Annotated in this window: 24 protein-coding genes; 16 read left to right on the top strand and 8 right to left on the bottom strand. The window is 65.5% G+C overall.

Annotated elements, in window-relative coordinates:
- Positions 1–27: 27 nt before the first annotated feature.
- Positions 28–507 (bottom strand): 50S ribosomal protein L21, encoded by a 480-nt coding sequence (gene rplU, locus V8J55_RS07930; RefSeq protein ID WP_037513605.1) that lies wholly within the window; start codon positions 505–507, stop codon positions 28–30.
- A 228-nt stretch (positions 508–735) separates the two neighbouring features.
- On the opposite strand from rplU, the gene V8J55_RS07935 reads away from it, so the two are divergent.
- Positions 736–1,245: a hypothetical protein gene (locus tag V8J55_RS07935; protein WP_336445104.1), complete on the top strand. Its 510-nt coding sequence runs from the start codon at positions 736–738 to the stop codon at positions 1,243–1,245.
- A 90-nt stretch (positions 1,246–1,335) separates the two neighbouring features.
- Here the strand turns inward: V8J55_RS07935 and pspF are convergent, their stop codons facing one another.
- Positions 1,336–2,367 carry a phage shock protein operon transcriptional activator gene (gene pspF, locus V8J55_RS07940; protein ID WP_336445105.1) on the bottom strand — a complete coding sequence of 344 codons (1,032 nt, stop codon included), beginning with the start codon at positions 2,365–2,367 and terminating at the stop codon, positions 1,336–1,338.
- A gap of 179 nt (positions 2,368–2,546) precedes the next feature.
- Here pspF and V8J55_RS07945 point away from each other — a divergent pair, with 179 nt between their 5' ends.
- The 10 genes from V8J55_RS07945 to V8J55_RS07990 all read left to right on the top strand — a co-directional run bounded on the left by V8J55_RS07945 (position 2,547) and on the right by V8J55_RS07990 (position 6,232).
- A complete protein-coding gene (locus tag V8J55_RS07945) occupies positions 2,547–2,717 on the top strand; it encodes a hypothetical protein (RefSeq protein ID WP_156419602.1) in 171 nt (56 codons plus the stop codon).
- 111 nt (positions 2,718–2,828) lie between these two features.
- Positions 2,829–3,494 (top strand): phage shock protein PspA, encoded by a 666-nt coding sequence (pspA, locus tag V8J55_RS07950; RefSeq protein ID WP_056367987.1) that lies wholly within the window; start codon positions 2,829–2,831, stop codon positions 3,492–3,494.
- 12 nt (positions 3,495–3,506) lie between these two features.
- Positions 3,507–3,785 (top strand): envelope stress response membrane protein PspB, encoded by a 279-nt coding sequence (pspB, locus tag V8J55_RS07955; RefSeq protein ID WP_037513609.1) that lies wholly within the window; start codon positions 3,507–3,509, stop codon positions 3,783–3,785.
- A 1-nt stretch (position 3,786) separates the two neighbouring features.
- On the top strand, positions 3,787–4,167 hold the full coding sequence (gene pspC / locus V8J55_RS07960) for an envelope stress response membrane protein PspC (RefSeq protein ID WP_137891839.1): 381 nt from the start codon (positions 3,787–3,789) through the stop codon (positions 4,165–4,167).
- Positions 4,168–4,205: 38 nt separating this feature from the next.
- Positions 4,206–4,505, top strand: a complete 300-nt coding sequence (locus V8J55_RS07965; protein ID WP_037513611.1) for a hypothetical protein — start codon at positions 4,206–4,208, stop codon at positions 4,503–4,505.
- Between the two features lie 14 nt (positions 4,506–4,519).
- Positions 4,520–4,837: a hypothetical protein gene (locus V8J55_RS07970; RefSeq protein ID WP_056367996.1), complete on the top strand. Its 318-nt coding sequence runs from the start codon at positions 4,520–4,522 to the stop codon at positions 4,835–4,837.
- Between the two features lie 23 nt (positions 4,838–4,860).
- Positions 4,861–5,124, top strand: a complete 264-nt coding sequence (locus V8J55_RS07975; protein WP_037513613.1) for a hypothetical protein — start codon at positions 4,861–4,863, stop codon at positions 5,122–5,124.
- Between the two features lie 31 nt (positions 5,125–5,155).
- Positions 5,156–5,419: a hypothetical protein gene (locus V8J55_RS07980; RefSeq protein WP_037513614.1), complete on the top strand. Its 264-nt coding sequence runs from the start codon at positions 5,156–5,158 to the stop codon at positions 5,417–5,419.
- 23 nt (positions 5,420–5,442) lie between these two features.
- Positions 5,443–5,691: a hypothetical protein gene (locus tag V8J55_RS07985; RefSeq protein ID WP_037513615.1), complete on the top strand. Its 249-nt coding sequence runs from the start codon at positions 5,443–5,445 to the stop codon at positions 5,689–5,691.
- 130 nt (positions 5,692–5,821) lie between these two features.
- Positions 5,822–6,232, top strand: a complete 411-nt coding sequence (locus V8J55_RS07990; RefSeq protein WP_336445106.1) for a SufE family protein — start codon at positions 5,822–5,824, stop codon at positions 6,230–6,232.
- A gap of 95 nt (positions 6,233–6,327) precedes the next feature.
- Here V8J55_RS07990 and V8J55_RS07995 read toward each other — a convergent pair whose 3' ends face one another.
- The 6 genes from V8J55_RS07995 to V8J55_RS08020 all read right to left on the bottom strand — a co-directional run bounded on the left by V8J55_RS07995 (position 6,328) and on the right by V8J55_RS08020 (position 15,653).
- Positions 6,328–9,543, bottom strand: coding sequence for a TonB-dependent receptor (locus V8J55_RS07995; RefSeq protein WP_336445107.1), 3,216 nt, complete (start codon positions 9,541–9,543; stop codon positions 6,328–6,330).
- A gap of 270 nt (positions 9,544–9,813) precedes the next feature.
- Positions 9,814–11,085, bottom strand: coding sequence for an ATP-dependent Clp protease ATP-binding subunit ClpX (clpX, locus tag V8J55_RS08000; RefSeq protein WP_037513618.1), 1,272 nt, complete (start codon positions 11,083–11,085; stop codon positions 9,814–9,816).
- A gap of 169 nt (positions 11,086–11,254) precedes the next feature.
- Positions 11,255–11,905, bottom strand: coding sequence for an ATP-dependent Clp endopeptidase proteolytic subunit ClpP (gene clpP, locus V8J55_RS08005; protein WP_037513619.1), 651 nt, complete (start codon positions 11,903–11,905; stop codon positions 11,255–11,257).
- A 154-nt stretch (positions 11,906–12,059) separates the two neighbouring features.
- The gene (gene fdxA / locus V8J55_RS08010) at positions 12,060–12,398 is read right to left on the bottom strand and encodes a ferredoxin FdxA (protein ID WP_037513620.1); all 339 of its coding nucleotides are present in this window, start codon (positions 12,396–12,398) and stop codon (positions 12,060–12,062) included.
- Positions 12,399–12,513: 115 nt separating this feature from the next.
- Positions 12,514–12,873, bottom strand: a complete 360-nt coding sequence (locus tag V8J55_RS08015; protein ID WP_336445108.1) for an RNA-binding S4 domain-containing protein — start codon at positions 12,871–12,873, stop codon at positions 12,514–12,516.
- Complete coding sequence (locus tag V8J55_RS08020) at positions 12,873–15,653, bottom strand: helicase-related protein (protein WP_336445109.1); 2,781 nt, start codon at positions 15,651–15,653, stop codon at positions 12,873–12,875. Before V8J55_RS08020 ends, V8J55_RS08015 begins: the two co-directional genes overlap by 1 nt.
- A gap of 302 nt (positions 15,654–15,955) precedes the next feature.
- Between V8J55_RS08020 and V8J55_RS08025 the strand changes: the two genes are divergently transcribed.
- From V8J55_RS08025 to V8J55_RS08045, 5 genes are read left to right on the top strand one after another with little or no spacing between them, the layout of a single operon-like run.
- A complete protein-coding gene (locus V8J55_RS08025) occupies positions 15,956–17,473 on the top strand; it encodes a peptidoglycan DD-metalloendopeptidase family protein (RefSeq protein WP_336445110.1) in 1,518 nt (505 codons plus the stop codon).
- A gap of 60 nt (positions 17,474–17,533) precedes the next feature.
- Positions 17,534–18,532 carry a porphobilinogen synthase gene (gene hemB, locus V8J55_RS08030; protein WP_336445111.1) on the top strand — a complete coding sequence of 333 codons (999 nt, stop codon included), beginning with the start codon at positions 17,534–17,536 and terminating at the stop codon, positions 18,530–18,532.
- The gene (locus tag V8J55_RS08035) at positions 18,529–19,071 is read left to right on the top strand and encodes a GNAT family N-acetyltransferase (protein WP_336445112.1); all 543 of its coding nucleotides are present in this window, start codon (positions 18,529–18,531) and stop codon (positions 19,069–19,071) included. The genes hemB and V8J55_RS08035 overlap by 4 nt, the downstream gene beginning before the upstream one ends.
- A complete protein-coding gene (locus V8J55_RS08040) occupies positions 19,068–21,320 on the top strand; it encodes a fused MFS/spermidine synthase (RefSeq protein WP_336445113.1) in 2,253 nt (750 codons plus the stop codon). The genes V8J55_RS08035 and V8J55_RS08040 overlap by 4 nt, the downstream gene beginning before the upstream one ends.
- Positions 21,317–21,868: a gamma carbonic anhydrase family protein gene (locus V8J55_RS08045; protein ID WP_336445114.1), complete on the top strand. Its 552-nt coding sequence runs from the start codon at positions 21,317–21,319 to the stop codon at positions 21,866–21,868. The genes V8J55_RS08040 and V8J55_RS08045 overlap by 4 nt, the downstream gene beginning before the upstream one ends.
- The last annotated feature ends 101 nt before the right edge of the window (positions 21,869–21,969 follow it).

Below are 21,969 nucleotides of genomic sequence, written 5' to 3' on the forward strand. Positions count from 1 at the left end.
TCGAGAGGCCGAGCGGCGTTGCCGCGCTCAGGCTTCCTTCTTGGGGGCTGCCTTCTTGGCAGCGGGCTTCTTTTCGGCGGCGGCTTCGGCCTTCGGAGCAGCAGCCTTCTTCGGCGCGGCTTCCTTGGCGGGCGCTGCAGCCTTGGCTTCGGCGGCCGGAGCGGCCTCTGCCTTCGGAGCGGCTTCCTTCTTCGGCGCGGCCTTCTTGGCATCGCCGACAGCGAGGATGCGCAGCAGCGTCAGCGACTGGCGGTGACCGTTGCGGCGGCGGTAGTTGTGCCGGCGGCGCTTCTTGAAGACGATGACCTTTTCGCCGCGCGTCTGGGCGATGATCTCGGCCGAAACGACGAGGCCGTCGGCGCTCTTCACTTCGCCGCCGTCACCGGCCAGCAGGATGTCGCCCAGCGACACGGTGTCGCCAGCTTCGCCGTCGATCTTTTCAACGGCGATCTTGTCTCCAGCGGCGACGCGATACTGCTTGCCGCCCGTGCGCACGATTGCGAACATGGTCTTCCATCCAATCAGAAACTAAAACACCCACGCTGCCAGTCACCCGCCAAAGCAGGCGATTTTTCCGGCATGCGGGAAAGTCAGCGCCACTAGCGAGCCAGGCGCGTGCTGTCAACCGCCAAATCCCGTGCTTTTCATCCAAAAGCGCGGGGCTGCACCAATTATCGCGCGCGCCGCCGATTCGGTGCTTGCTGCGCCGTCGGTGCGCCCATATCAGGGGCGGCGATGACGCGCGCCTTTCTTTTTGCTCCGCTGCTCCTGTCGCTGCCGGCTTGCGCCGCGACGCAGGCCAACGACGGACCCTCGCTGGCGAAGCGCGCGGTCGAGGGGCGATTCGATGTCGCACCCCCCGCGGTCGTCGTCGCGCCCCCGGGGCCGCTGCCCACCGACGTTGCCGGACGGCTTCAGCGCTGGGAATCGGATGGTGCCGCCGGCCAGCAGGCCTTCGCCGCCGAACGATCTGCGACCGCGTCGGCGGTTTCGGCGGCCGCGGGCGCGCCCGTCGCCAGCGAACGCTGGGTCGTCGCGCAGCAGGCGATCTCGCGCCTCGCGGCAGCACGCGCGCCGCTCACCGCGGCGCTCGCCGATATCGATCGCCTCTATGTCGAGCGCAGTGTCGACGAGCAGATCGACGGGCTTCCCGACATCTATGCGCTGCGCGACCGGCTCGCCGATCTGGCCTCGACGCAGGATGCGTTGCTGGAAGCGTTGAGCGCGCAGTTGCCGGGGCAGTAGGTTACACCGTCATCCCAGCGAAAGCTGGGATCTCTGGCGCCCATAAAGGACGATGGCGGTCCCAGCTTTCGCTGGGACGACGTTCGCGTGCTACTGATTCAGCCCGTGCTTTTTCAGCGCGTGGCGGATCTGGTCGTAGCTCAATCCCAGCGCCTCGGCCGCGACCTTCTGATTGAAGCGGCAGCGCGCCATCGTGTCGGACAAAATCTGCTTTTCATAAGCGTCGACCGCAGCGCGCAGGTCGCTGACCGGGCCGGAGGGCGGGGCGGCGGCGGTTTGCGCGGCGTCGTTCGCCGGTGCCGGGGCGGACGCCTCGGGCCGTGCGGGGACCTTGCGCGATACCGGCTGCCAGGGGCTCGCAAAAGGGTCGAAGCTCAGCGCGTCGACGGGCTTTTCGGCGTCGGCCCAGCGATAGATCGCGCGCTCGATCACGTTCCGGAGTTCGCGGACATTGCCCGGCCAGTCGTGCCCCTCCATCGCCGCGAGCGCGCGCGGGCCGAAACCCGGCCATTCGTCCCAGCCGAGCACCGCCGCCATGCGCTGTCCGAAATATTCGGCGAGCACCTCGATATCGCCTTCGCGCGCGCGCAGCGGGGGCAGGGTGATGACCTCGAACGACAGCCGGTCGAGCAGGTCGGCGCGGAAACGATTATCCTCGGCGAGCGCGGGCAGATGCTCGTTGGTCGCCGCGACGATGCGCACGTCGACGCGGATCGGGCGCGACGAGCCGACGCGCGTCACCTCGCCATATTCGACCGCACGCAGCAGGCGCTCCTGCGCCCCCATCGACATCGTCGCGAGTTCGTCGAGGAACAAGGTGCCGCCGTCGGCCTCCTCGAAGCGCCCCGCGCGGGTGCGCGTCGCGCCGGTAAAGGCGCCCGCCTCGTGCCCGAAGAGTTCGGACTCGATCAGCGTCTCTGGCATCGCGGCGCAGTTCATGATCACATAGGGGCGGTCCCAGCGCGTCGACAGGCGGTGGAGGCGCTCGGCGATCAGTTCCTTGCCCGTGCCGCGCTCGCCGATCACCAGCACCGGGCGGTCGAGCGACGCCGCGAGACTCGCGCGTTCGACCGCGTCCTGAAACGCCGCCGATTGGCCGATAAATTGGGTCTCGCGCTCCATTCCCAATCATTGGCAAATTTTCCCGCTCATTGGCAAGTCAAATCGATTGGGGGTGCGATTCCGGCGCGAATTTCGGCGGTTTTCCGTGCGTGCGCGCAATTGGCACGCCCTATGCATTGTTTCAGACGAACCGGCGCAAATCGCACCGGTGCAGCGAAAACTACAGGGAAGGTTGATCCATGAAAACGATGTTTGCCCAGGCCGCCACTTTCGCGCTCAGCGCGGTCGGAGCGCTTGCCATCCTCGTCGGTGTGATCGACCAGCCCCAGGTCGCCGCCAGCGTCACCGGCACCCCTGCCGGCCCGCTGGTTGCCGCTGTCATGTCCCCGGCGGTCAGCGCTTTGGCCTGACCGGCACTGGTGCCGGGGCACTCTCCCCCCTTGCCCCGCCCCGGCACCAGCTTTTTTCCAACGACACCCAAAAAAATACCGGGTCTCAAGATTTTCGACAGGAGTTTCAAAATGGGTATTTTTTCACGAACCCGCGACATCATCGCCGCCAACGTCACCGACCTGCTCGACCGGGCCGAGGACCCCGAAAAGATGATCCGCCAGATCATCTTCGAGATGAACGAAACGCTCGTCGAAGTTCGCGCCTCCGCCGCCCGCACGATCGCGGACCAAAAGGAAATGCGCCGCCACATCGCCAAGCTCGAAAGCCTGCAGGACAGCTGGAAGGAAAAGGCCGAACTCGCGCTGTCGAAGGACCGCGAAGACCTCGCCACCGCCGCGCTCGTCGAAAAGCAGAAGGCCGGCGACATGGCCGAGAAGCTCAAGGCCGAGATCGCCGTCCTCGACGACGCGCTGACCGGTTACGAGGCCGACATCGCCAAGCTGCAGAAGAAGCTTTCGGAAGCCCGCGCGCGCCAGTCGAGCGTCGTCAACCGCCTCGAAAGCGCCGAGAATCGCTACAAGCTGCGCGAGATGACCAACGGCGACCGCGTCGAAGACGCCTTCTCGCGCTTCGAGATCCTCGAACGCCGCGTCGACGAAGCCGAAGGCCGCGCCGATGCGCTGAGCCTCGGTTACAAGAAGTCGCTCGACGAAGAGATCGCCGAACTGCAGGCCGCCGATAAGGTTGCCGACGAACTCGCCGCGCTGAAAGCCGCGCAGGCCAGCAAGCAGTAAGGAGCCGGACCGATGGAAGAGATTATCATCGTCCCGATCGTCATCGGAACCCTCTTCCTCGGTCTGCCTTGGCTGATCCTCCACTACATCACGAAGTGGAAGCAGGCCAAGACGCTGACCGGAGAAGACGAACAGCTGCTCGACGAACTCTACGACACGGCACGAAGGCTCGAAAACCGCCTGCACACCGTCGAACGCATCATCAGCGCCGACCATCCCGACTTCCGCCCCGCGGTACGCAGCGATGAAGAGCTGGCGCAACTCGAAAACCATACGAACCGGAGGAACTGAGATGTCTGCCAGCCGCACAAAATTCTACCTCGACAAGCAGAACGCCAAATGGAGCGGCGTGTGCTCGGGAATCGCGGATTATAGCGGGATCGACGTCCTCTGGGTTCGTGTCGGCGCGGTCCTCCTGACCCTGATGGGCGGCTTCCCCTGGACGCTGATCGCTTACTGGATGGTCGCCTGGATGGGCACGCCGAAACCGTTCGCGCTCTATGGTTCGAGTGAGGAAGCGAAATTCTGGCAGGGTGTGCGTAGCAACCCGACCGCATCGACCCGCGACATCAAGTCGCGCTTTCGCGACATCGACCGCCGGCTTGCTGACATCGAACAATATTACACCAGCCACAACCGCCGCCTCGCCGACGAGATCGACGCGCTGCGCTGAGCGGGCCGGGCGGGTCCAAGGCAACAGGGAGATAAAGAATGAATTTCGGTGGCACCACTTTTGTCCTCGCCATCATCGCATTGTCGATCGGCGGCTGGATGTTCACCACCTGGATCCGCGCCAAGCACGGCTATCCCGTTGAGAATGAATGGGGCGGCACGGTTCATCGAACCGACCCCGACGCTGATCGAAAAATCGCCCTGCTGACCGATGACAACGCCAAGCTGGCGGGGCAGGTCAGCCGGCTGGAAGAGCGGATTTCGGTGCTCGAACGCATCGCGACCGAAAACAATGGTCAGGCGGCGGAACTCGCCAGCCAGATCGACCGCCTGCGCTGAGAGGATAGAAGACAATGAATCTGGACGTCCTGAACGCCATCGCCCCCGTCATCGCCACCATCGGTTTGGCCGGGGTCGGAGGATGGGTCTTCACCACTTGGCTCCGCGTCAAGAACGGCTATCCGCTCGAAAACAGCTGGGGCAAGGCGGTTTACCCCAAGACCAGCGACGAGGCGATGGAACGCGTCAAGCTGATCAGCCAGGAAAATGCCCAGCTGCGCGCCGAACTCGGTTCGGTGAAGGATCGCCTCGCGGTGATCGAGCGCATCGTCACCGACGAAAGCCACCGGCTGAGCCACGAGATCGAAGCGCTGCGGCGCCCCTCGAACTAAGCGCCGGACTGAGAGGAACGAACATGGAAGTCATCTTCATTCTCGCCATCGTCGTGGGGCTGCCCGTCACGCTGGCCATCGGCTACGCCGCTTATGAGCGGACCTTGAAATTCAAGGAAAAGCAGTTCCAGGCGATCACGCACGAGACCGCCGAAAAGGCCGCGCAATATGCGGCGCAAACCGAACGGCTGGAGGCGCGCGTCCGCGTTCTCGAGCGCATCGTTACCGACAAGGGAATTGATGTCGCCGACGAGATCGAAAAGCTGCGCGACGCCCCGCTGAACTAAAAAACAAAGACATACGGAAAGGAACCTCCCCATGGGCCCGTTTGAAATGGTTGTTGGCATCGTCCTGATCGTGACCATCGGCAGCATAATCCGCGCCAAGCACGGCATCCGCCGCGATCACAAGGGCGGCGAATATTTCGTCGCCACCGACAATGGCGAGACCAAGGCGCTGCAAGCCGAAATCCGCGCGCTCAAGGAGCGGATCCAGGTGCTCGAACGCATCGCGACCGATCACAACCGCGCGGTCACGCTCGATCAGGAAATCGAGAAATTGCGCGACAACAGCAAAATCTGAATGCCGGAAAAGGAGCAACGCTCATGGCTTTCATCACCCCCGACCTCACCGCCGCGGCGATCGCTCTCACCGCGCTGAGCATCGTCAGCCTGGTCGCGCTGCGCGGCTGGCGTGACTGGATCCAGCTCAAGCGCGACGAACTCGCCGCGGGCCACCACGCGCCGCTCGCGCAGGATCCGGGCGTCCCGCACGCCGGGTCGCGGATCGAGATCGCCGACCTCAAGGAACGGCTGCGCAAGCTCGAAGCCATCGCGGCGGGGGTCGACCTCTAATCACTCCGACCCGCGCGGCACCGGCCCGCTCCCCTGTCAGTCGCCATCCGTCCGGCGGCTGACAGGGGAGCGGGCCGATGTCGTTTCAGGCCCCTTTCAACTTGGCGCCATCTATGCGAGTGGCGCGGCCATGCGCAGCCTGACCGACATCTTCGACGAATATGACTTTCTCGACGGCGACGATCGCTATCGCCTGCTGATCGACCTCGGCCGGACGCTCGAGCCGATGCCCGACGCGCTCAAGACCGACGCGACGATGGTGCGCGGCTGTTCGGCCAGCGTCTGGGTCTATCCGGTGCCGCGCGAGGACGGCCAGCTCCATTTTCTCGCCGACAGCAACGCCGCGATCACCAAAGGGATCGTCGCGCTCGTGCTTTCGGCGGTGCAGGACAAGCCCGCGGCCGAAGTGGCCGAGATGGACGTCGCGGCGGCGCTCGCCCCCTTCGACCTCACGCGCCAGCTGTCGTCGAACCGGACGCAGGGCGTCCCCAACATGATCGCGCTGGTCCAGGAGACCGCGCGGCGGATCGCCGCGGGCTGATTTCCCGGCGCCGCGGCCACGCCGCTTTCACCGCAATGAAAAAGGGCGCGGGAGTTGCCTCCCGCGCCCTTTTCTTTTGGCCGAAGCCGGATGGCTTAGAAGTTGACCTTCACGCCGACGCGGACGCCGTACAGCGACACGCGGTTCGTCAGAACCTCGTTCGGTGCAAGAGTGTTGGTATACTGATACTTGGTGCAGTTCGCCCCGCTCGTCGCGGCGCAGGTGACGCGCACCAATGCCGAGTTGTACGGGAACGACACCTGACGGAGCGAACCCCAGTCGCTGTCGATCAGATTCAGCACATTCTCGACGTCCGCGAACAGCTTGAATTTCGCATTGCCAACAAAGGCCGGGATTTCCTGGCTGAAGTGCAGGTCGACCTTGAAGAAGTCGGGCGAGGTCTGGCTGTTCTTCTTGACGATCTTGCCGCGATAATTTTCGAGGCCGAGCTGGCTGATCAGATCGTTGAACGCCGCTTCGTTCTGCGCTGCGGTCACGGTTGCGCCGTTGGAAGTGTGCGAACCCCATTGGACGAGCGGATCGTTGGCACCGGTGGGAACGTAGAGCAGCATGTTGCCAAGGTTCCCGACGGTGCCGAACACCGCGCCGCGGCCACTGCTGTTGTCCAGCATGGTGACGCTGTACGGGCGGCCCGAGCGATATTCGCCGAACAGGCTGATACGCGTTTCATTGTCGCCAAAGAAGTTGCGCTTGAAGTCGGCGCCGAATTTCCACTGGTGGGTATATTCGTAGATCGACCGGCCATAGGCAGCGCGGTTCGGATCGACGAAGGCGTTGTTGCCATAGTTCGACGACGAGGTCGACGAGGTCATCGCGCCTTCGTCCTTGACGTTCGAATAGGTGTAGCTGCCGTCGATCGAGAGGCCGAAGTCCCATGCCTTGGCGAAGCGGGCGGTCGCGAAATAGGCGCGGCCCTTTTCGCTGTTGGTCAGCTGGAGATCGCGGTTGCTCGTTGCGGCGCCGCCGATCGGACCATAGCGGGTGCGACCATCGGGCAACGTGCCGACCGGCACCGAGCGCAGGTCCGTCCACGTGTAGCCATAGATGTTCTTGTCGTACAGGAACTGGCCGCCGACGAACCAGCCGTCGCCGATTTCATAATCGGCCTGCAACGAAGCCTTCCACTTGCGCGCGACTTTCAGATTCGGATCGATATTGTCGGTCGGCGCTGCTGCCAACGAGCCGACGTTCCGCGACAGGAAGTCGGTGACGCTGGTCGGGATTGTGCCATTCGAGACGTTGGTAAGGGCGTTACAGGTCACCGACGCCGCACAGTTGGCGTCGTTGATGTCGACCGAGTTGGTCAGCAGGCCCGTGTTCGAGAAGCTGTTCGACAGATAGACGTCGGGCGTGCCGCCCGAGAAAATGCCGACGCCGCCGCGGACGATCAGCTTGTCGGTGGCCTGCCAGTTGAAGCCGAAGCGCGGCTGCAGCACGTCGCGGCCGTTGAAGGTTTCGCGGTTGTGGAAGCCATAACGAGCCAGGAAGTTCGGGTTTAGCGGCGGCTTCACGTCGTTGCCGAACAGGTCGTAACGAACGCCGAGCGACAGCGTCAGATCGGGGGTGACCTGCCAGTCGTCCTGGATGCCCACGGTGTAGTTCTGCGTGCTGAAACGGGCCGCGGCATCATTCGGATCAAGGCTGGGCACTGCGTTGCCGTAGCGCAGGCGGTTCGCATTGCCAGCGGCGAAATCGGCGAGGCTATCGAAATAAAAATCGCCGAGCGAACGCTGCAGGAACAGGTTGTACACCGAAACGTCGGTGTAGCCCGCGAGCAGGCGGAACGAATGATCGCCGGCGTCCAGACGCGCGGTGAGGTCGAACGACAGATTTTCCGTGTTGAGGTCGTTCGACTGACGGCTGACGTCGGGGCCGAAGAACAGGCGCGTGCCGTCGCAGCTGGTTGCCGAACCCGCCGAAGCGGCGTCGGTGCAGACTTCCATCTGCGGGAACTCGCGGCCGCCGAACGGCGTCTGGTCGCGGTTATAGTCGCGATACGAGGCACGGAAGGTGGTCGAGAAAGTGTCCGACCAGGTCGAGTTCAGTTCAAAGGAGCCCGAGTTGACTTCTTCGGCCAGCTCATAGCCGTTCGACTGGAAACCCAGCGCGAAAGGCGCGGTCAGGAAGGTGTTCTGCTGGAACTGCTGCGTGCCGACGTTGCGGATATAGGTCAGCGATGCGCGCTGCGTGTCGCTGATGTTCCAGTCGAGCTTGCCGATGATCTTTTCATCTTCTTCGACCGCGTTCGGCGACAGGCCAAGCGTGTCATAGCCGTAGCGTGACTGTGCGACGCTGCTGACCTGGTCGATCACCGCCTGCGTCAGACCGGGAACCTGGTTCGCGAAGCCGTCGCCGAAACCATCGTCGAACGGATCGCTTTCCTTAGTCTTTTCATAGGCCAGCATGAAGAACAGCTTGTCCTTGATGATCGGGCCGCTGAGGTGCGCACCATATTGCTTGCTGTCGAAGTTCAGATTGACGTTACGGCCGCGGGTGCGATCGCCGGTCAGGCTGTCGTCGGTGTAGGTGAAGAAGGCGCCGCCGTGGAACTTGTTGCCGCCCGAGCGGAGAATGACGTTGACCGCGCCGCCCTGGAAATCGCCCTCGGCGATGTCGAAGGGGGCGACCTTGACCGAGAATTGCTCGATCGCGTCGAAGGGAACCGGGCCGCGCGAGGTCGGCAGACCGCCGTTGTTGAGACCGAAGTCGTCGCTCATCTGGACGCCGTCGACCGAGAAGCGATTGAGACGGCCGTTGTTGCCGGCGACTTCGATCGTGCGGGCGTTCGTCAGGTCGAGCGTGACCAGCGGATCGCGGCGTGCGAGGTCGCGGATGTCACGGTTGATCGAGGCGGCGCCTTCGATCGCTTCGCGGTTGAGCGCGGTGATCGGGCCGTTCGAGGTTTCGACTGCGCCCTTGACCGACGATGCCGTCACGACGATCGCCGTGTCTTCGAGCGTGATCGGCAGGCGGAAAGGCTGGCCGGCCTGCAGGAACAGGTCGGTGACCTGCGTGCTGTCGAAACCGTCAGCGGTCACTTCGACCGTGTAGGGGCCGCCGACGCGAAGGCCGTTGGCGCCGAAATTGCCGCTGGCGTCCGTGGTCGTGCGCGACACGGTGCCCGACGGGACGTGCGTCACGGTGACGGCGGCACCGGCAACCGGACCGCTGGCCGTTTCGACGGTTCCGCGCAGCGACGAGCTGGTTTCCTGCGCGGCGGCGGGAGCGGCTAGCGCGACGCTCATGCTGAGCGCAGCGGCGCTGGCAGCCAGATAATGACGGAAATGCATTTGGATTGTCCCCTTTGGTGGTGCATTCGGCGGGCACGCAAATGGGGCGCGCCTGACCTGCGAGCGCCCCTGAAGCCCGCATGTGGCACGATTGTGACAGCAATTGTGACAGTGCAAGCGGGGAGGGGAGCGCGCTTCACAAGAGGGTGAAAAAAGCGCGAATTTGCGTAATGCGCGTGGAGTTATCCACAGGCACGAATTCGTTTTTTCGGGAAACTGTTGCTGCAATGCAACATAAAAGGGCGCCCCGAAGGGCGCCCTATTTGCGACTCAGGCGGCGTCGCCCGCCGCTTCCTTCGCCTTGTCGGCATAGACGCGCACCGGATCCTTGCGGCCCTCGACGACATCCTTGTCGACGACGATCTCGACCACATCGGTCAGGTCGGGCAGGTCGAACATCGTGTCGAGCAGGATCGCCTCGACGATCGAGCGCAGCCCGCGCGCGCCGGTCTTGCGTTCGATCGCCTTCTTGGCGACCGCGATCAGCGCATCGTCGGTAAAGGTCAGCACGACCTCCTCGAGATCGAAGAGCTTGCGATACTGCTTCACCAGCGCGTTCTTGGGCTCGCCCAAAATCTTGACCAGCGCGTCGATGTCGAGATCCTCGAGCGTCGCGATGACGGGCAGGCGGCCGACGAATTCGGGGATCAGGCCGAATTTCAGCAGATCCTCGGGCTCGATATTCTTCAGCACCTCGCCCATGCGGCGCTCGTCGGGGCCGGCGACATGCGCGCCGAAGCCGATCGACTTGCCCTGCAGGCGGTCGCCGATGATCTTTTCGAGCCCGCTGAACGCACCGCCCGCGATGAACAGGATGTTCGTCGTGTCGACCTGCAGGAATTCCTGCTGCGGATGCTTGCGCCCGCCCTGCGGCGGAACGCTCGCGGTCGTGCCTTCCATCAGCTTGAGCAGCGCCTGCTGCACGCCTTCGCCCGACACGTCGCGCGTGATCGAGGGATTCTCGGCCTTGCGGCTGATCTTGTCGATCTCGTCGATATAGACGATGCCGCGCTGCGCCTTTTCGACATTATAGTCGGACGACTGCAGCAGCTTGAGGATGATATTCTCGACATCCTCACCGACATAGCCGGCTTCGGTCAGCGTCGTCGCATCGGCCATCGTGAAGGGCACGTCGAGGAAGCGCGCGAGCGTCTGCGCGAGCAAAGTCTTGCCGCTGCCGGTCGGGCCGACGAGCAGGATGTTCGACTTCGCGAGTTCGACATCGTCGCCGCGGCCGCTGTTCGCGAGGCGCTTGTAGTGATTGTGCACCGCGACCGACAGCACGCGCTTGGCGGTGTTCTGGCCGATCACATAGGCGTCGAGATGCTGGCAGATTTCCAGCGGGGTCGGCACCGCGCCATCCTTGCGCGCGGCGATCCCGCCCTTGATCTCTTCGCGGATGATGTCGTTGCACAGCTCGACGCATTCGTCGCAGATGAACACGGTCGGCCCGGCAATCAGCTTGCGGACTTCGTGCTGCGACTTGCCGCAGAAGGAGCAGTAAAGGGTGCTCTTGCTGTCCGAGCCACTCAATTTCGTCATAAAACTTCCTATGGCGGGCCCAAAAGGGGCGCTGCCGTCTTTATCCTAGTCCCCGGTCACCCAATTACAATATGGCAATTGGGTGACACGGGTTCAATGTCCCGCCTAGCGCCAAGGCGCCAAGCGGACGTCAAGAAACGCGGTTACCGGTGTGTTGCCCGCCTGACGATCAGGGCGTCGGACCTTCGCTCACATCCTTCGGCGCGTCGTCGCCGGGCAGGCCTGGGCGGCGGTCGAACACCTGATCGACCAGGCCGAATGCCTTGGCCTCGTCGGCCTCCAGGAACGTATCGCGGTCCATCGCTTTTTCGATCTCTTTCAGCGGCTTGCCGGTGTATTTCACATAGAGGTCGTTCATCCGCTTGCGGATGCGCAGGATTTCGCGCGCCTGAATTTCGATGTCCGACGCCATGCCGCGCGCGCCGCCCGACGGCTGGTGGATCATCACGCGGGCGTTCGACAGCGCGACGCGCATGCCGGGTTCGCCCGCGGCGAGAAGGAAGCTGCCCATCGATGCCGCCTGACCGATACACACAGTGCCGACGCGCGGACGGATGTACTGCATCGTGTCGTGGATCGCCATGCCCGCCGTGACGACTCCGCCCGGCGAGTTGATGTACATATAGATGTCCTTCTTCGGATTCTCCGATTCGAGGAACAAGAGCTGGGCGACGATCAGCGAGGCCATCTGGTCCTCGACCTCGCCGGTAACGAAGACGATCCGTTCGCGCAGCAGGCGCGAGAAAATGTCGAAGCTGCGTTCGCCGCGGCTCGTCTGCTCGACGACGACGGGAACAAGGGCTGCGAGCGGGTCGATCATTGGGAATTCGTCCTTATGTTATCGGGATGCCGCGCCGGAGAATCCGGCGGGCTGCCCCTCCATGATCCTACATCGTCGCCAAGCGGAGGTCTTTCAAGGGGGCAAAAAGAAGGGGCGGGAAAGTCCCGCCCCGTCCGGATTATCTGGTTTCGCCTCAGTCGCCCTCGCCGGGTTCGGGCGAAAAGAGCGTCTCGAACTTGTTCTCGACACCCTTGAATTCGTCGGCGTCGGCGGGGGTTTCCTTCTTGACCGTGATGTTCGGCCATTCGGCGCTGAACTTGCTGTTCACTTCGAGCCACTTTTCCAGGCCGCTCTCGGTGTCGGGCAGGATCGCCTCGGCCGGGCATTCGGGTTCGCACACGCCGCAGTCGATGCATTCGTTCGGATTGATGACGAGCATATTCTCGCCCTCATAGAAACAGTCGACGGGGCACACCTCGACACAGTCCATATATTTGCACCGGACGCAGGCATCGGTGACGACATAGGTCATGGGCTTTCGGCTCCCTCAGATGACGGCGATCGGGCCGTCAGGCTCTCCATATGGGCTCGCCTCTATGCCGCGTGAAGGCGGTGCGTCAACGCTAAGCGACAGTTGCGAATCACTCTCATTGAATAGGACGATCGGGGGGCTCTGGGTGCAAAGCATTTCCATCGGCGCCGATAGCCGATTGTTCGGGCGGCAGCGCCCCGGGATCGAGCCGCTGGTAACAGGCCTGTGCCTCGGGCGCGGGGCCGCGGCGCAGCGGCAGCGAAAGCAGGCGGATCACCTCGATCCGCTCGCCGACGGGCAGAACCAGCGTCGATCCGGCATGCACCGCGCATGACGAACGCGTGATGCGCCGCCCGTCGAGCCTTATATGCCCCGCTTCGACCATCGCCTGCGCGATGCTGCGCGAACGGGCGAAGCGCAGGAACCACAGCAGCTTGTCCAGCCGGATGCTTCCTGCGGCGCCCGGGCTCGCCATCAGTCTTTGCGTGCGTCCGCAAGGAGTGCCGCAAGGCCCGCGAAGGGGCTATTGGGCGACGGGCCGCGACGCGGCTGCCGGTCGGGGCGGTCGGGGCGCGGCGGGCGCGGGGCGTCGATGCGGGGTTTGCCGGGCTTGCCGCGCTTGCCTTTCGTCTGGTGCGCAGGCGGTCGCCGCGCCTCACCGTTGGCGGTCCGAGGCGGCGCGTCGGCACTCTTGCGATGCGGATGCGATTTGCGGCGCGGGCGCTTTTCGGGCTTGCGCAGCCCCGACCAGCGCCAGCGTTGGAGCGCGGGTTCGCCGATGCTGCGGAAACCGAAGCTGCCGAGCAGCGCGCGGCGCGTCTCCTCGTCGAGCCCGAGCGAAGTGGCGAGCGCCGGGTCGATGACAAAGCCGGGCGGCGCCGCCGCGCCGACTCCCTCATGCTCGTCCTGCGCATGATCGTCATGGTGATCGTCGCGGCCGACCAGTGGCGCGGTCGGCGGTGCCGCCGCCTGCATCCGCGCGGCATGCGCCTGCCGCGCCAGCTTTTCAGCCATGTCGATGCGCAGCCAGCCCGACGAACAGCGGCGGAAACCCGCGATCACCAGCCCCGCATGACTGCCCGCCTTTTGCAGCACCGCGCCGTGCGGCGGCAGCGCGGGAACCGGCGCGCCCTGCTGGGCCGCCATCAGCGCCGCGCGCCAGCGCACCGCCTCGGGCTTGAGCAGCAGCGGGTGGAAGAGGTCGAGCGAGCCGATGGTGAAGCCGAGCTTGCGCAGCTGCGGCCGCTCTTCGGGGGTGAGGGCATTGAGCTGGTCCTCGACCGCCGCGCGGCCGATCGTCCCGCTATTGTCGGTGAGTGCCGCGAGCAACGCGCGCACGCGCGGCGGGGTAAAGAGGTCGCCGGCCGCCTCGCCCATCGCGGCCAATGGTCCGGCGTGGCGGGCAAGCTGCGTGGCGACGAAGCGTTGGAGGCGTTCGGAAATCGCCTGCACCTGCCCGGGTTCGAGCCGCCGCAGCGATGGGTCGACCTGGATCGCCGGCTGGACGAGCGTCGGCCCGCGCGCGAGCGTCGCAATCGCATGGCCGTGCCAGGCGAGGCGCGGCGCGGTCCCCGGCTCGGCGATCAGCGACAGCGCGCTGTCGTCGCCCTCGGCGATCGCAGTCGCGCGGCGCGCGAGTTCGGCGCGCAGATGCTTTTCGGCCGCCGCGAGCAGCATGCGGTGGTCGCTCGCCTTGGCGACCGGGTCGACCTTGAACTGAAATCCTTTCAGCGTGCCGATCGCCTCGCCGTCGACCGCGACGGTGCCGTCGGCGCCGACCGCGACGGGCAAGGCGGCGCCCCGCTGCCCCGCATCGCGCAGCAGCAGCGCGAGCCGCCGGTCAACGAAACGCTGCGCGAGCGCGGCGTGCAGCGCGTCGGACAGGCGCGATTCGAGCGCCTGCGTTTGCTCGGTCCAACCCGCCGCGCCCGCGATCCAGTCGCCGCGCTGCGCAATAAAGCAGAGCGTGCGCACCGCGGCGATGCGGCTCGCGAGCTGGTCGATATCGCCCTCGACATCGTTGAGTCGCGCGAGGCGGCGCGCGAACCAGTCGGCATCGATCATCCCGTCGCCGCTCGTGCGCCATTGCCACAGCTTAAACACCGTGCGGCTATGGTGCTCGGCGCCCAGTTGCTCGAAATCGGGGAGGCCGCAGACGTCCCACAGGCGTTGGACGGCATCGAAATCGCCGCTGCGCGCGCGCACCTCCATGTCGCCCGCGAGATGCTTGAGCACCGCGATATCGACCGCCTCGGGCGCGGCGCGCAGCATCGGCTGGCTCGGCGGCTGGGCGAGGTCGGACAGCAATTGGTCGAGCGAGCCGAAGCCCGGGGTCGGGTTGCGCCAGAACAGGCTCGCGAGCGGCGGGAAATGATGCCCCTCGATCGCGTGGATTTCCTCGGGCGTGAAGCCGCCCTGCGGCAGCCCGACGGTGCCGAAGCCGCCGTCCTGCTGGTGGCGCCCGGCGCGCCCCGCGATCTGCGCCATCTCCGAAACCGTCAGGCGGCGAAGGCGCCGCCCGTCAAATTTCTGCAAGGAAGCAAAGGCGACATGCTGGACGTCGAGGTTGAGCCCCATGCCGATCGCATCGGTCGCGACGAGATAATCGACCTCGCCCGCCTCGAACATCGCGACCTGCGCATTGCGCGTCTTGGGGCTGAGTGCCCCCATCACCACCGCGGCGCCGCCCGAAAAGCGGCGCAGCATTTCGGCGATCGCGTAGACTTCCTCGGCCGAGAAGGCGACGATAGCCGAGCGTTTGGGAAGGCGCGACAGCTTCGACGAACCCGCATAGCTCAAGGTCGAGAAGCGCGGCCGGGTGATGATCTCGGCCTCGGGCACCAGCCCCTTGACCAGCCCGCGGATGCTCGCCGAGCCGAGGATCATCGTTTCCTCGCGCCCGCGCGCGCGCAGCAGCCGGTCGGTGAAGACATGCCCGCGTTCGGGATCGGCGCCGAGCTGCGCCTCGTCGATCCCGACGAAGGCGACGTCGCGTTCGACGGGCAGCGCTTCCATCGTGCCGAGCAAATAGCGCGCATCGGGGGGCAGGATTCGCTCTTCGCCGGTGATCAGTCCGACCTGCGCGGCGCCCTTGATCGCGACGACACGGTCGTAAACCTCGCGCGCGAGCAGGCGCAGCGGAAAGCCGATCATGCCGCTCGAATGGGCGGTCAGGCGCTCGACCGCCAAATGGGTTTTGCCGGTGTTGGTGGGGCCAAGGACAGCCTTGACCGGCTGGGAGGAGGGTGACGTCATTTTCTTGACCGCCAAGCTGGCATGCGCAAGGTCCGCGCGCAACAGCCGATCTTCGAAAGGAAGGGTGGAGGCCGATTTTTTCCACACTGTTGCATAATATCCCGGGCCCGCCACGCCTTGCCGCAATGCACCGCGGCAATTCCGCCATTAAATTGACTTTAACGACCTTTCTTTACAGACAATGGCTCGAAAACATCATTCGGCAGCCGGGTAAAAGGGAGGCTGGCCGAGCGGGGGTCCGAAATTTGTTTCAGCGTCACGAACCCATCGCGGGGATGTCCGGCAACGCGGCCGCCCTCACGATGTCGCAAGCGATCCCGCTGCGGCGTGCCGATTCCGATGCCGAACCGCAGCTCGGCTGGCGTGACCGGCTCGCGCAGCTCGACCTTGTTCCCGACCTTGGCGACAATATCGGTTCGGGCGAATGGTGGCGCGGTCTTGCGACATTAACCCTGCTGTGCGGAACCGCGATCGCGACCTTCCCGGGCATCCAGCCGCTTCAAGTCGGCGGAACCCCCGCGCTCGATGCCGCCGATTTCAACGAAGCGCGCGCGCAGATGATCGTGCCATTGGCATTCGGCGGCGACACCGGCCGTCATATGGCGGCGACCGACGCGGTCCGCCCGCTGACGCAAACCCCCGAACGCCCGCAGATCGAACTCACCGCCACCCTCGGCAGCGGCGACAGCTTCGCGCGCCTGCTCGAACGCTCGGGCGTCGGCAGCAGCGAGGCGCAGACGCTGGCAAATCAGGTGTCGGGCGCGGTGCCGCTCGCCGATATCGCGCCGGGCACGCGCATCGACCTGATCCTCGGCCGCCGCGCCGCGCGCACGATGCCGCGCCCGGTCGAGGCGCTCGCGATGCGCGCACGCTTCGACCTGCGTATCGAGATGGAGCGGCAGGGCGGCCAACTTGTGATGCGGCGCATCCCGATCGCGGTCGACGCGACCCCGCTGCGGATTCGCGGAAGGGTGGGCGACAGCCTCTATCGTTCGGCGCGCGCCGCCGGCGCGCCGCCGCAGGCGATCCAGTCGTACCTGCGCGTCGTCGGCAAACAGATTTCGGTCGGCAGCGACATTCGCGCCGGCGACGAGTTCGACATCATCGTCGATTACCGCCGCGCTGAAACGGGCGAGACCGAGACGGGCAAATTGCTCTACGCCGGGCTGATCCGCGGCGGAAAATCGAAACTCTCGATGCTCGAATGGAATGTCGACGGCCGGACGCAGTGGTTCGAGGCGTCGGGCGTCGGCGAACAGCGCGGCGGCATGGCGCGGCCGACGAATGGCCGCGTGACCTCGACCTTCGGCATGCGCCGTCACCCGATCCTCGGCTACAAGCGCATGCACAGCGGCATGGATTTCGGCGGCGGCTATGGCGCGCCGATCTATGCGGTCACCGACGGCGTCGTGACGATCGCCGGGCGCCACGGCGGTTACGGCAATTTCGTCAAGCTCAACCACGGCAACGGCCTCGGCACCGGTTACGGCCATATGAGCCGCATCGCGGTGCGCTCCGGCCAGCGCGTGCGTCGCGGGCAGGTGATCGGCTATATCGGCTCGACCGGCCTCTCGACCGGCCCGCACCTCCATTACGAGCTGTATCGGAACGGCCGCGCGGTGAACCCGTCGTCGGTGACCTTCGTCACCCGCGCTTTGCTCGAGGGCAAGGCGCTCGCCGACTTCCGCGCGCGCATCCGCTCGTTGACCTCGATCGCGCCGGGCGCCGCGCTCACCCCGATCGCACCGAAACAGGTCGAGGGGCCGAAGCTCGGCAGCCTTGCCGATGTCGCGTCGAAACGGGCTGGCGAAGGGATCTGACCCCGCACTAAAGCGGCAATATCCATTTGCCCCGCGGCCAAGCGCCGCTATGCACCCCGGATGACCCAAGCCGCTTTTCCCGACCTGCGCCTGCGCCGCACCCGCCGCACCGGCTGGAGCCGCGCGATGGTGCGCGAAACCCAGCTTTCGCCCTCGAACCTCATCTGGCCGCTCTTCGTCGCCGACGGATCGGGCACCGAGGAACCGATCGCGAGCCTGCCCGGCGTATCGCGCTGGTCGGTCGATCTGCTCGTCGAGCGCGCGAAAGACGCGGTCGCCGCAGGCATCCCGTGTCTTGCGCTCTTTCCCTATACGCAGCCCGACCGGCGCAGCGAGGATGGCGGCGAAGCGCTCAATCCCGACAACCTCATGTGCCGCGCCACCGCCGCGATCAAGCAGGCGCTCGGCGACGATATCGGCGTCCTCACCGACGTCGCGCTCGATCCCTATACCAGCCACGGGCAGGACGGGCTGATCGACGATACGGGCTATGTGCTCAACGACGAAACGGTCGAAGTGCTCGTCGGACAGGCGCTCAATCAGGCGCGCGCGGGCGCCGACATCATCGCACCCAGCGACATGATGGACGGCCGCATCGGCGCGATCCGGCAGGCGCTCGAGGCCGAGGGTTTCGGCCATGTCCAGATTATGAGCTACGCCGCCAAATATGCCTCGGCCTTCTATGGCCCGTTCCGCGACGCGGTCGGCTCGCGCGGGCTGCTCAAGGGCGACAAGAAGACCTATCAGATGGATCCCGCGAACGCTGAGGAAGCCTTGCGCGAAGTCGCACAGGACCTCGCCGAGGGCGCCGACAGCGTGATGGTCAAGCCCGGGCTGCCCTATCTCGACATCGTCCGCGCGGTGAAGGATAATTTTGCCGTGCCCGTCTACGCATACCAGGTGTCGGGCGAATATGCGATGATCGAGGCCTCGGCGGCGGTGGGCGCGGGCGACCGCGATGCGCTCGTCCTCGAAACTCTGCTCGCCTTCCGCCGCGCGGGGGCGTCGGGGGTGCTCAGCTATCACGCGCTCCATGCGGCACGGCTGCTTAACGCATGATCGTGACCGAGCGGCTGGTGATGCGATCGTGGCGCGACGAAGATGTCGCGCCCTTTCAGGCGATCTGTAGCGATCCGGAGGTCATGGCGACTCTCGGCGCCCCGCTCGACATGGATGCGACGCAGGCGCTCATCGAACGGGTCAAGGCGCGGGAAGCTGAGCATGGGTATACTTTCTGGGCGCTCGAGCGGCGTGACGATGCGCGGCTGATCGGCTGGTGCGGCGTCATCCGCGGCGACATGGCGCCGGTAGCGGATAAGGTCGAGATCGGCTGGCGGCTCGCGAGCGACTGTTGGGGCGCCGGTTTCGCTAGCGAGGCCGCGCGCGGCGCGGCCGCGTGGAGCTTCGCGAACCTGCCCGACGATGAAATCCTGGCGATCACTTGGCAGGGCAATGTCCGCAGCCGGGCGGTGATGGAACGGCTCGGCATGCAATATTGCGCCGACCTCGGCTTTGACCATCCCAAGCTCGCGGCCGACAATCCCTTGCGGCCGCACGTGACCTATTCGCTGTCGCGCTCGGCATGGAAAATCGCATGACCGCGTCCTCCTCGCCGCGACGCTGGCTGTTCGTGCTGACGATCCTCGTCGGCAGCTTCCTGCTTTTCCTCGTCCAGCCGATGGTCGCGCGCATGGTGCTGCCCAAGCTGGGCGGCGCGCCGGCGGTGTGGAACAGCGCGATGCTCGTCTATCAGGCGCTGCTGCTCGGCGGTTACGCCTATGCGCACTGGCTCGGGCGGTTCACTGTGCGGCGTCAGGCGATCATCCACCTCGCGCTATTTCTCGTTGCCGCGCTGTGGCTCCCGATCGGCATCGCGCAGATCGCGGCCCCGGGTCCCGGGCAGGAGGCGCTGTGGGTGCCCCTGCTCCTGCTCGCGTCGATCGGCCCCGTCTTCTTCGTCGTTTCGGCGCAGGCGCCGCTGATGCAGCGCTGGTTCGCCGCCGATACGCGCGCGGGCGATCCCTATTATCTTTATGCCGCCTCGAACCTCGGCAGCTTCGCCGGCCTCATCAGCTATCCGGCGCTCGTCGAGCCGACAATGCCGCTCGCGGCGCAAAGCTGGGGCTGGACCGCAGGCTATGCGCTGCTCGTGCTGCTCGTCGCCGGAGCCGCGGCGGCGCGCTGGCACGGCGGCGCCGAGGCGCATGCCGCCGTCACCGACGAACCGCGGCCGAGCCTGCGCCGCCAGCTCCACTGGCTGCTGATCGCGGCGGTGCCGTCGGGGCTGATGCTGTCGACGACGACGCACCTCACCACCGACATCGTCGCGATGCCCTTGCTCTGGGTGCTCCCGCTCGGCCTCTATCTCTTGAGCTTCGTGATCGCCTTTTCGACGATGGAGCGGCCGACGCAGATCATCACGCTGATTACGCCGGTCGTGCTGCTCGCGGTCGGCGGGCTCGGGCTGCTGAGCTCGGGTGGCGGGTCGATGATGGTCGCGCTCGCCAGCCTCGCGATGCTGTTCGTCGTCGCGACCGCGCTGCACGGCTATCTCTATCATCTCCGTCCCGCTGCGCAGCATCTGACGCTCTTCTATCTCATCATGTCGGCGGGCGGCGTGCTCGGCGGGCTGTTCGCGGCGCTGTTCGCGCCGCTGATCTTCGACTGGGTCTATGAACATCCGCTGCTGATCCTCGCCGCTGCGATGCTGCTGCCGCTCCCGGCGCTATTGCCGTGGGACAAATGGCTCGGGCTCGAAGCGAAAACCGCGCGGATCACCGCCGCCGTGCTCGTCGCCATCGCCGCCTTTGGCGCCTGGCATATGGTCGGCGACTGGACCGGCCGGCTCGACAGCGCGACGACGTCGTGGGGCATCGCGATCTTCGTCATCGGCATGCTCGTCATCGGCTGGCGCTGGGCCTATGTGCCCGTGCTCGCGCTGCTGATGATCGGCGTCGGCGGCTGGGACACGATCCAGGAAAGCTTCACCGGCGCGCGCGTGCGCAGCTATTTCGGCGTCTACACCGTCACCGATTATCCCTCGTCGAACCAGCGCCGCCTCGCGCATGGCACCACGCTCCACGGACTTCAGCGTACCGACGCCGCGCACCGGCGCGATCCGACGACCTATTATGGCCATCAATCCGGCGTCGGGCTGACGCTCGACAAGGCGGCGGCGCTCGCCGGACCGAATGCGTCGATCGGCATTGTCGGGCTGGGGGCAGGGACGCTCGCCTGTTACCGCAAGTCTGGCCAGCGCTGGACGATCTTCGAGATCGATCCGGTGATGGTCGACATCGCGCGCGATCCGTCGAAATTCACCTTCCTGACCGATTGCGCGGGCGACACGCCGATCGTCATCGGCGACGCGCGGCTCCAGCTTGCCAACCAGCCCGCGGGCCACTTCGACGTGATCGTCATCGACGCCTTCTCGTCCGACGCGATCCCGCTGCACCTGCTGACCGAAGAGGCGATCGGCATTTATGCGCGCGCGCTGAAGCCCGATGGTATATTGCTCATCCATATCTCGAACCGCTTCTTCGATCTGGAGCCGGTGCTGGCGGCGGAGGCGAAGGCGCGCGGCTGGACGAGCGCGATCCGCATGGACCCGGGCCCGGTCGGCGACGAATATGGCGACCTCACCGGATCGAACTGGGTCGCGCTGACCGCGACGCCGCAGCGGATGCGGCAATTGACCGGCGGGATCAGACCGCGCAAGGATTCGCGCGACCTCGACACTTGGGTGCCGCTCGAAGTGCGCCCGAATTTCGAGCGCTGGACCGACGATTATGCCTCGACGCTGCCGGTCCTGATCTGGAAGAATCTCATTGGAGGCCGCGACGAATGACCGACATCAGCATCATCAGCGTCAATGGCAAGACGCCGCGGATCGACCCCAGCGCCTTCATCGCGCCGGGATGCCGCATCATCGGCGATGTCACGATCGGCCCCGACGTCAGCATCTGGTATAATTGCGTGCTCCGCGCCGACGTCAGCCGCATCGTCGTCGGCGCGCGCTCGAACATCCAGGACGGCAGCATCGTTCATTGCGATGGCCCGATGCCGCACCGCCCCGAAGGCTTTCCGACGATCATCGGCGAGGATGTGCTGATCGGCCATCTCGCGATGGTGCACGGCTGTACGCTCGCCGACCGCGCGTTCGTGGGTCTCAAGGCGACGGTGATGAATGGATGCCGCATCGGCAGCGACGCGATGCTCGCCGCGGGCGCGCTGCTGACCGAGAATAAGGAAATTCCGGATCGCGAGCTCTGGGCCGGATCGCCCGCGCGCCGCGTGCGCGAGATCGACGATGCGCAGGCCGCGGGCATGCAGCTGGGCGTGGCGCATTATGTGATGAACGGCCGCATGCACAAGGCGGCGATCGAACAAGGCTAAATCAAAATCCGTTCGTATCGAGCGAAGTCGGGATGCCCCTCGGCTTGGCGCTATGGCGATGGGTGTCTCGACTTCGCTCGACACGAACGGGAAACGAAAAA

Origin of the sequence: Sphingopyxis sp. CCNWLW2 (genome assembly GCF_037095755.1) — a bacterium.
In the GTDB taxonomy this organism is placed as follows: Bacteria; Pseudomonadota; Alphaproteobacteria; order Sphingomonadales; family Sphingomonadaceae; genus Sphingopyxis.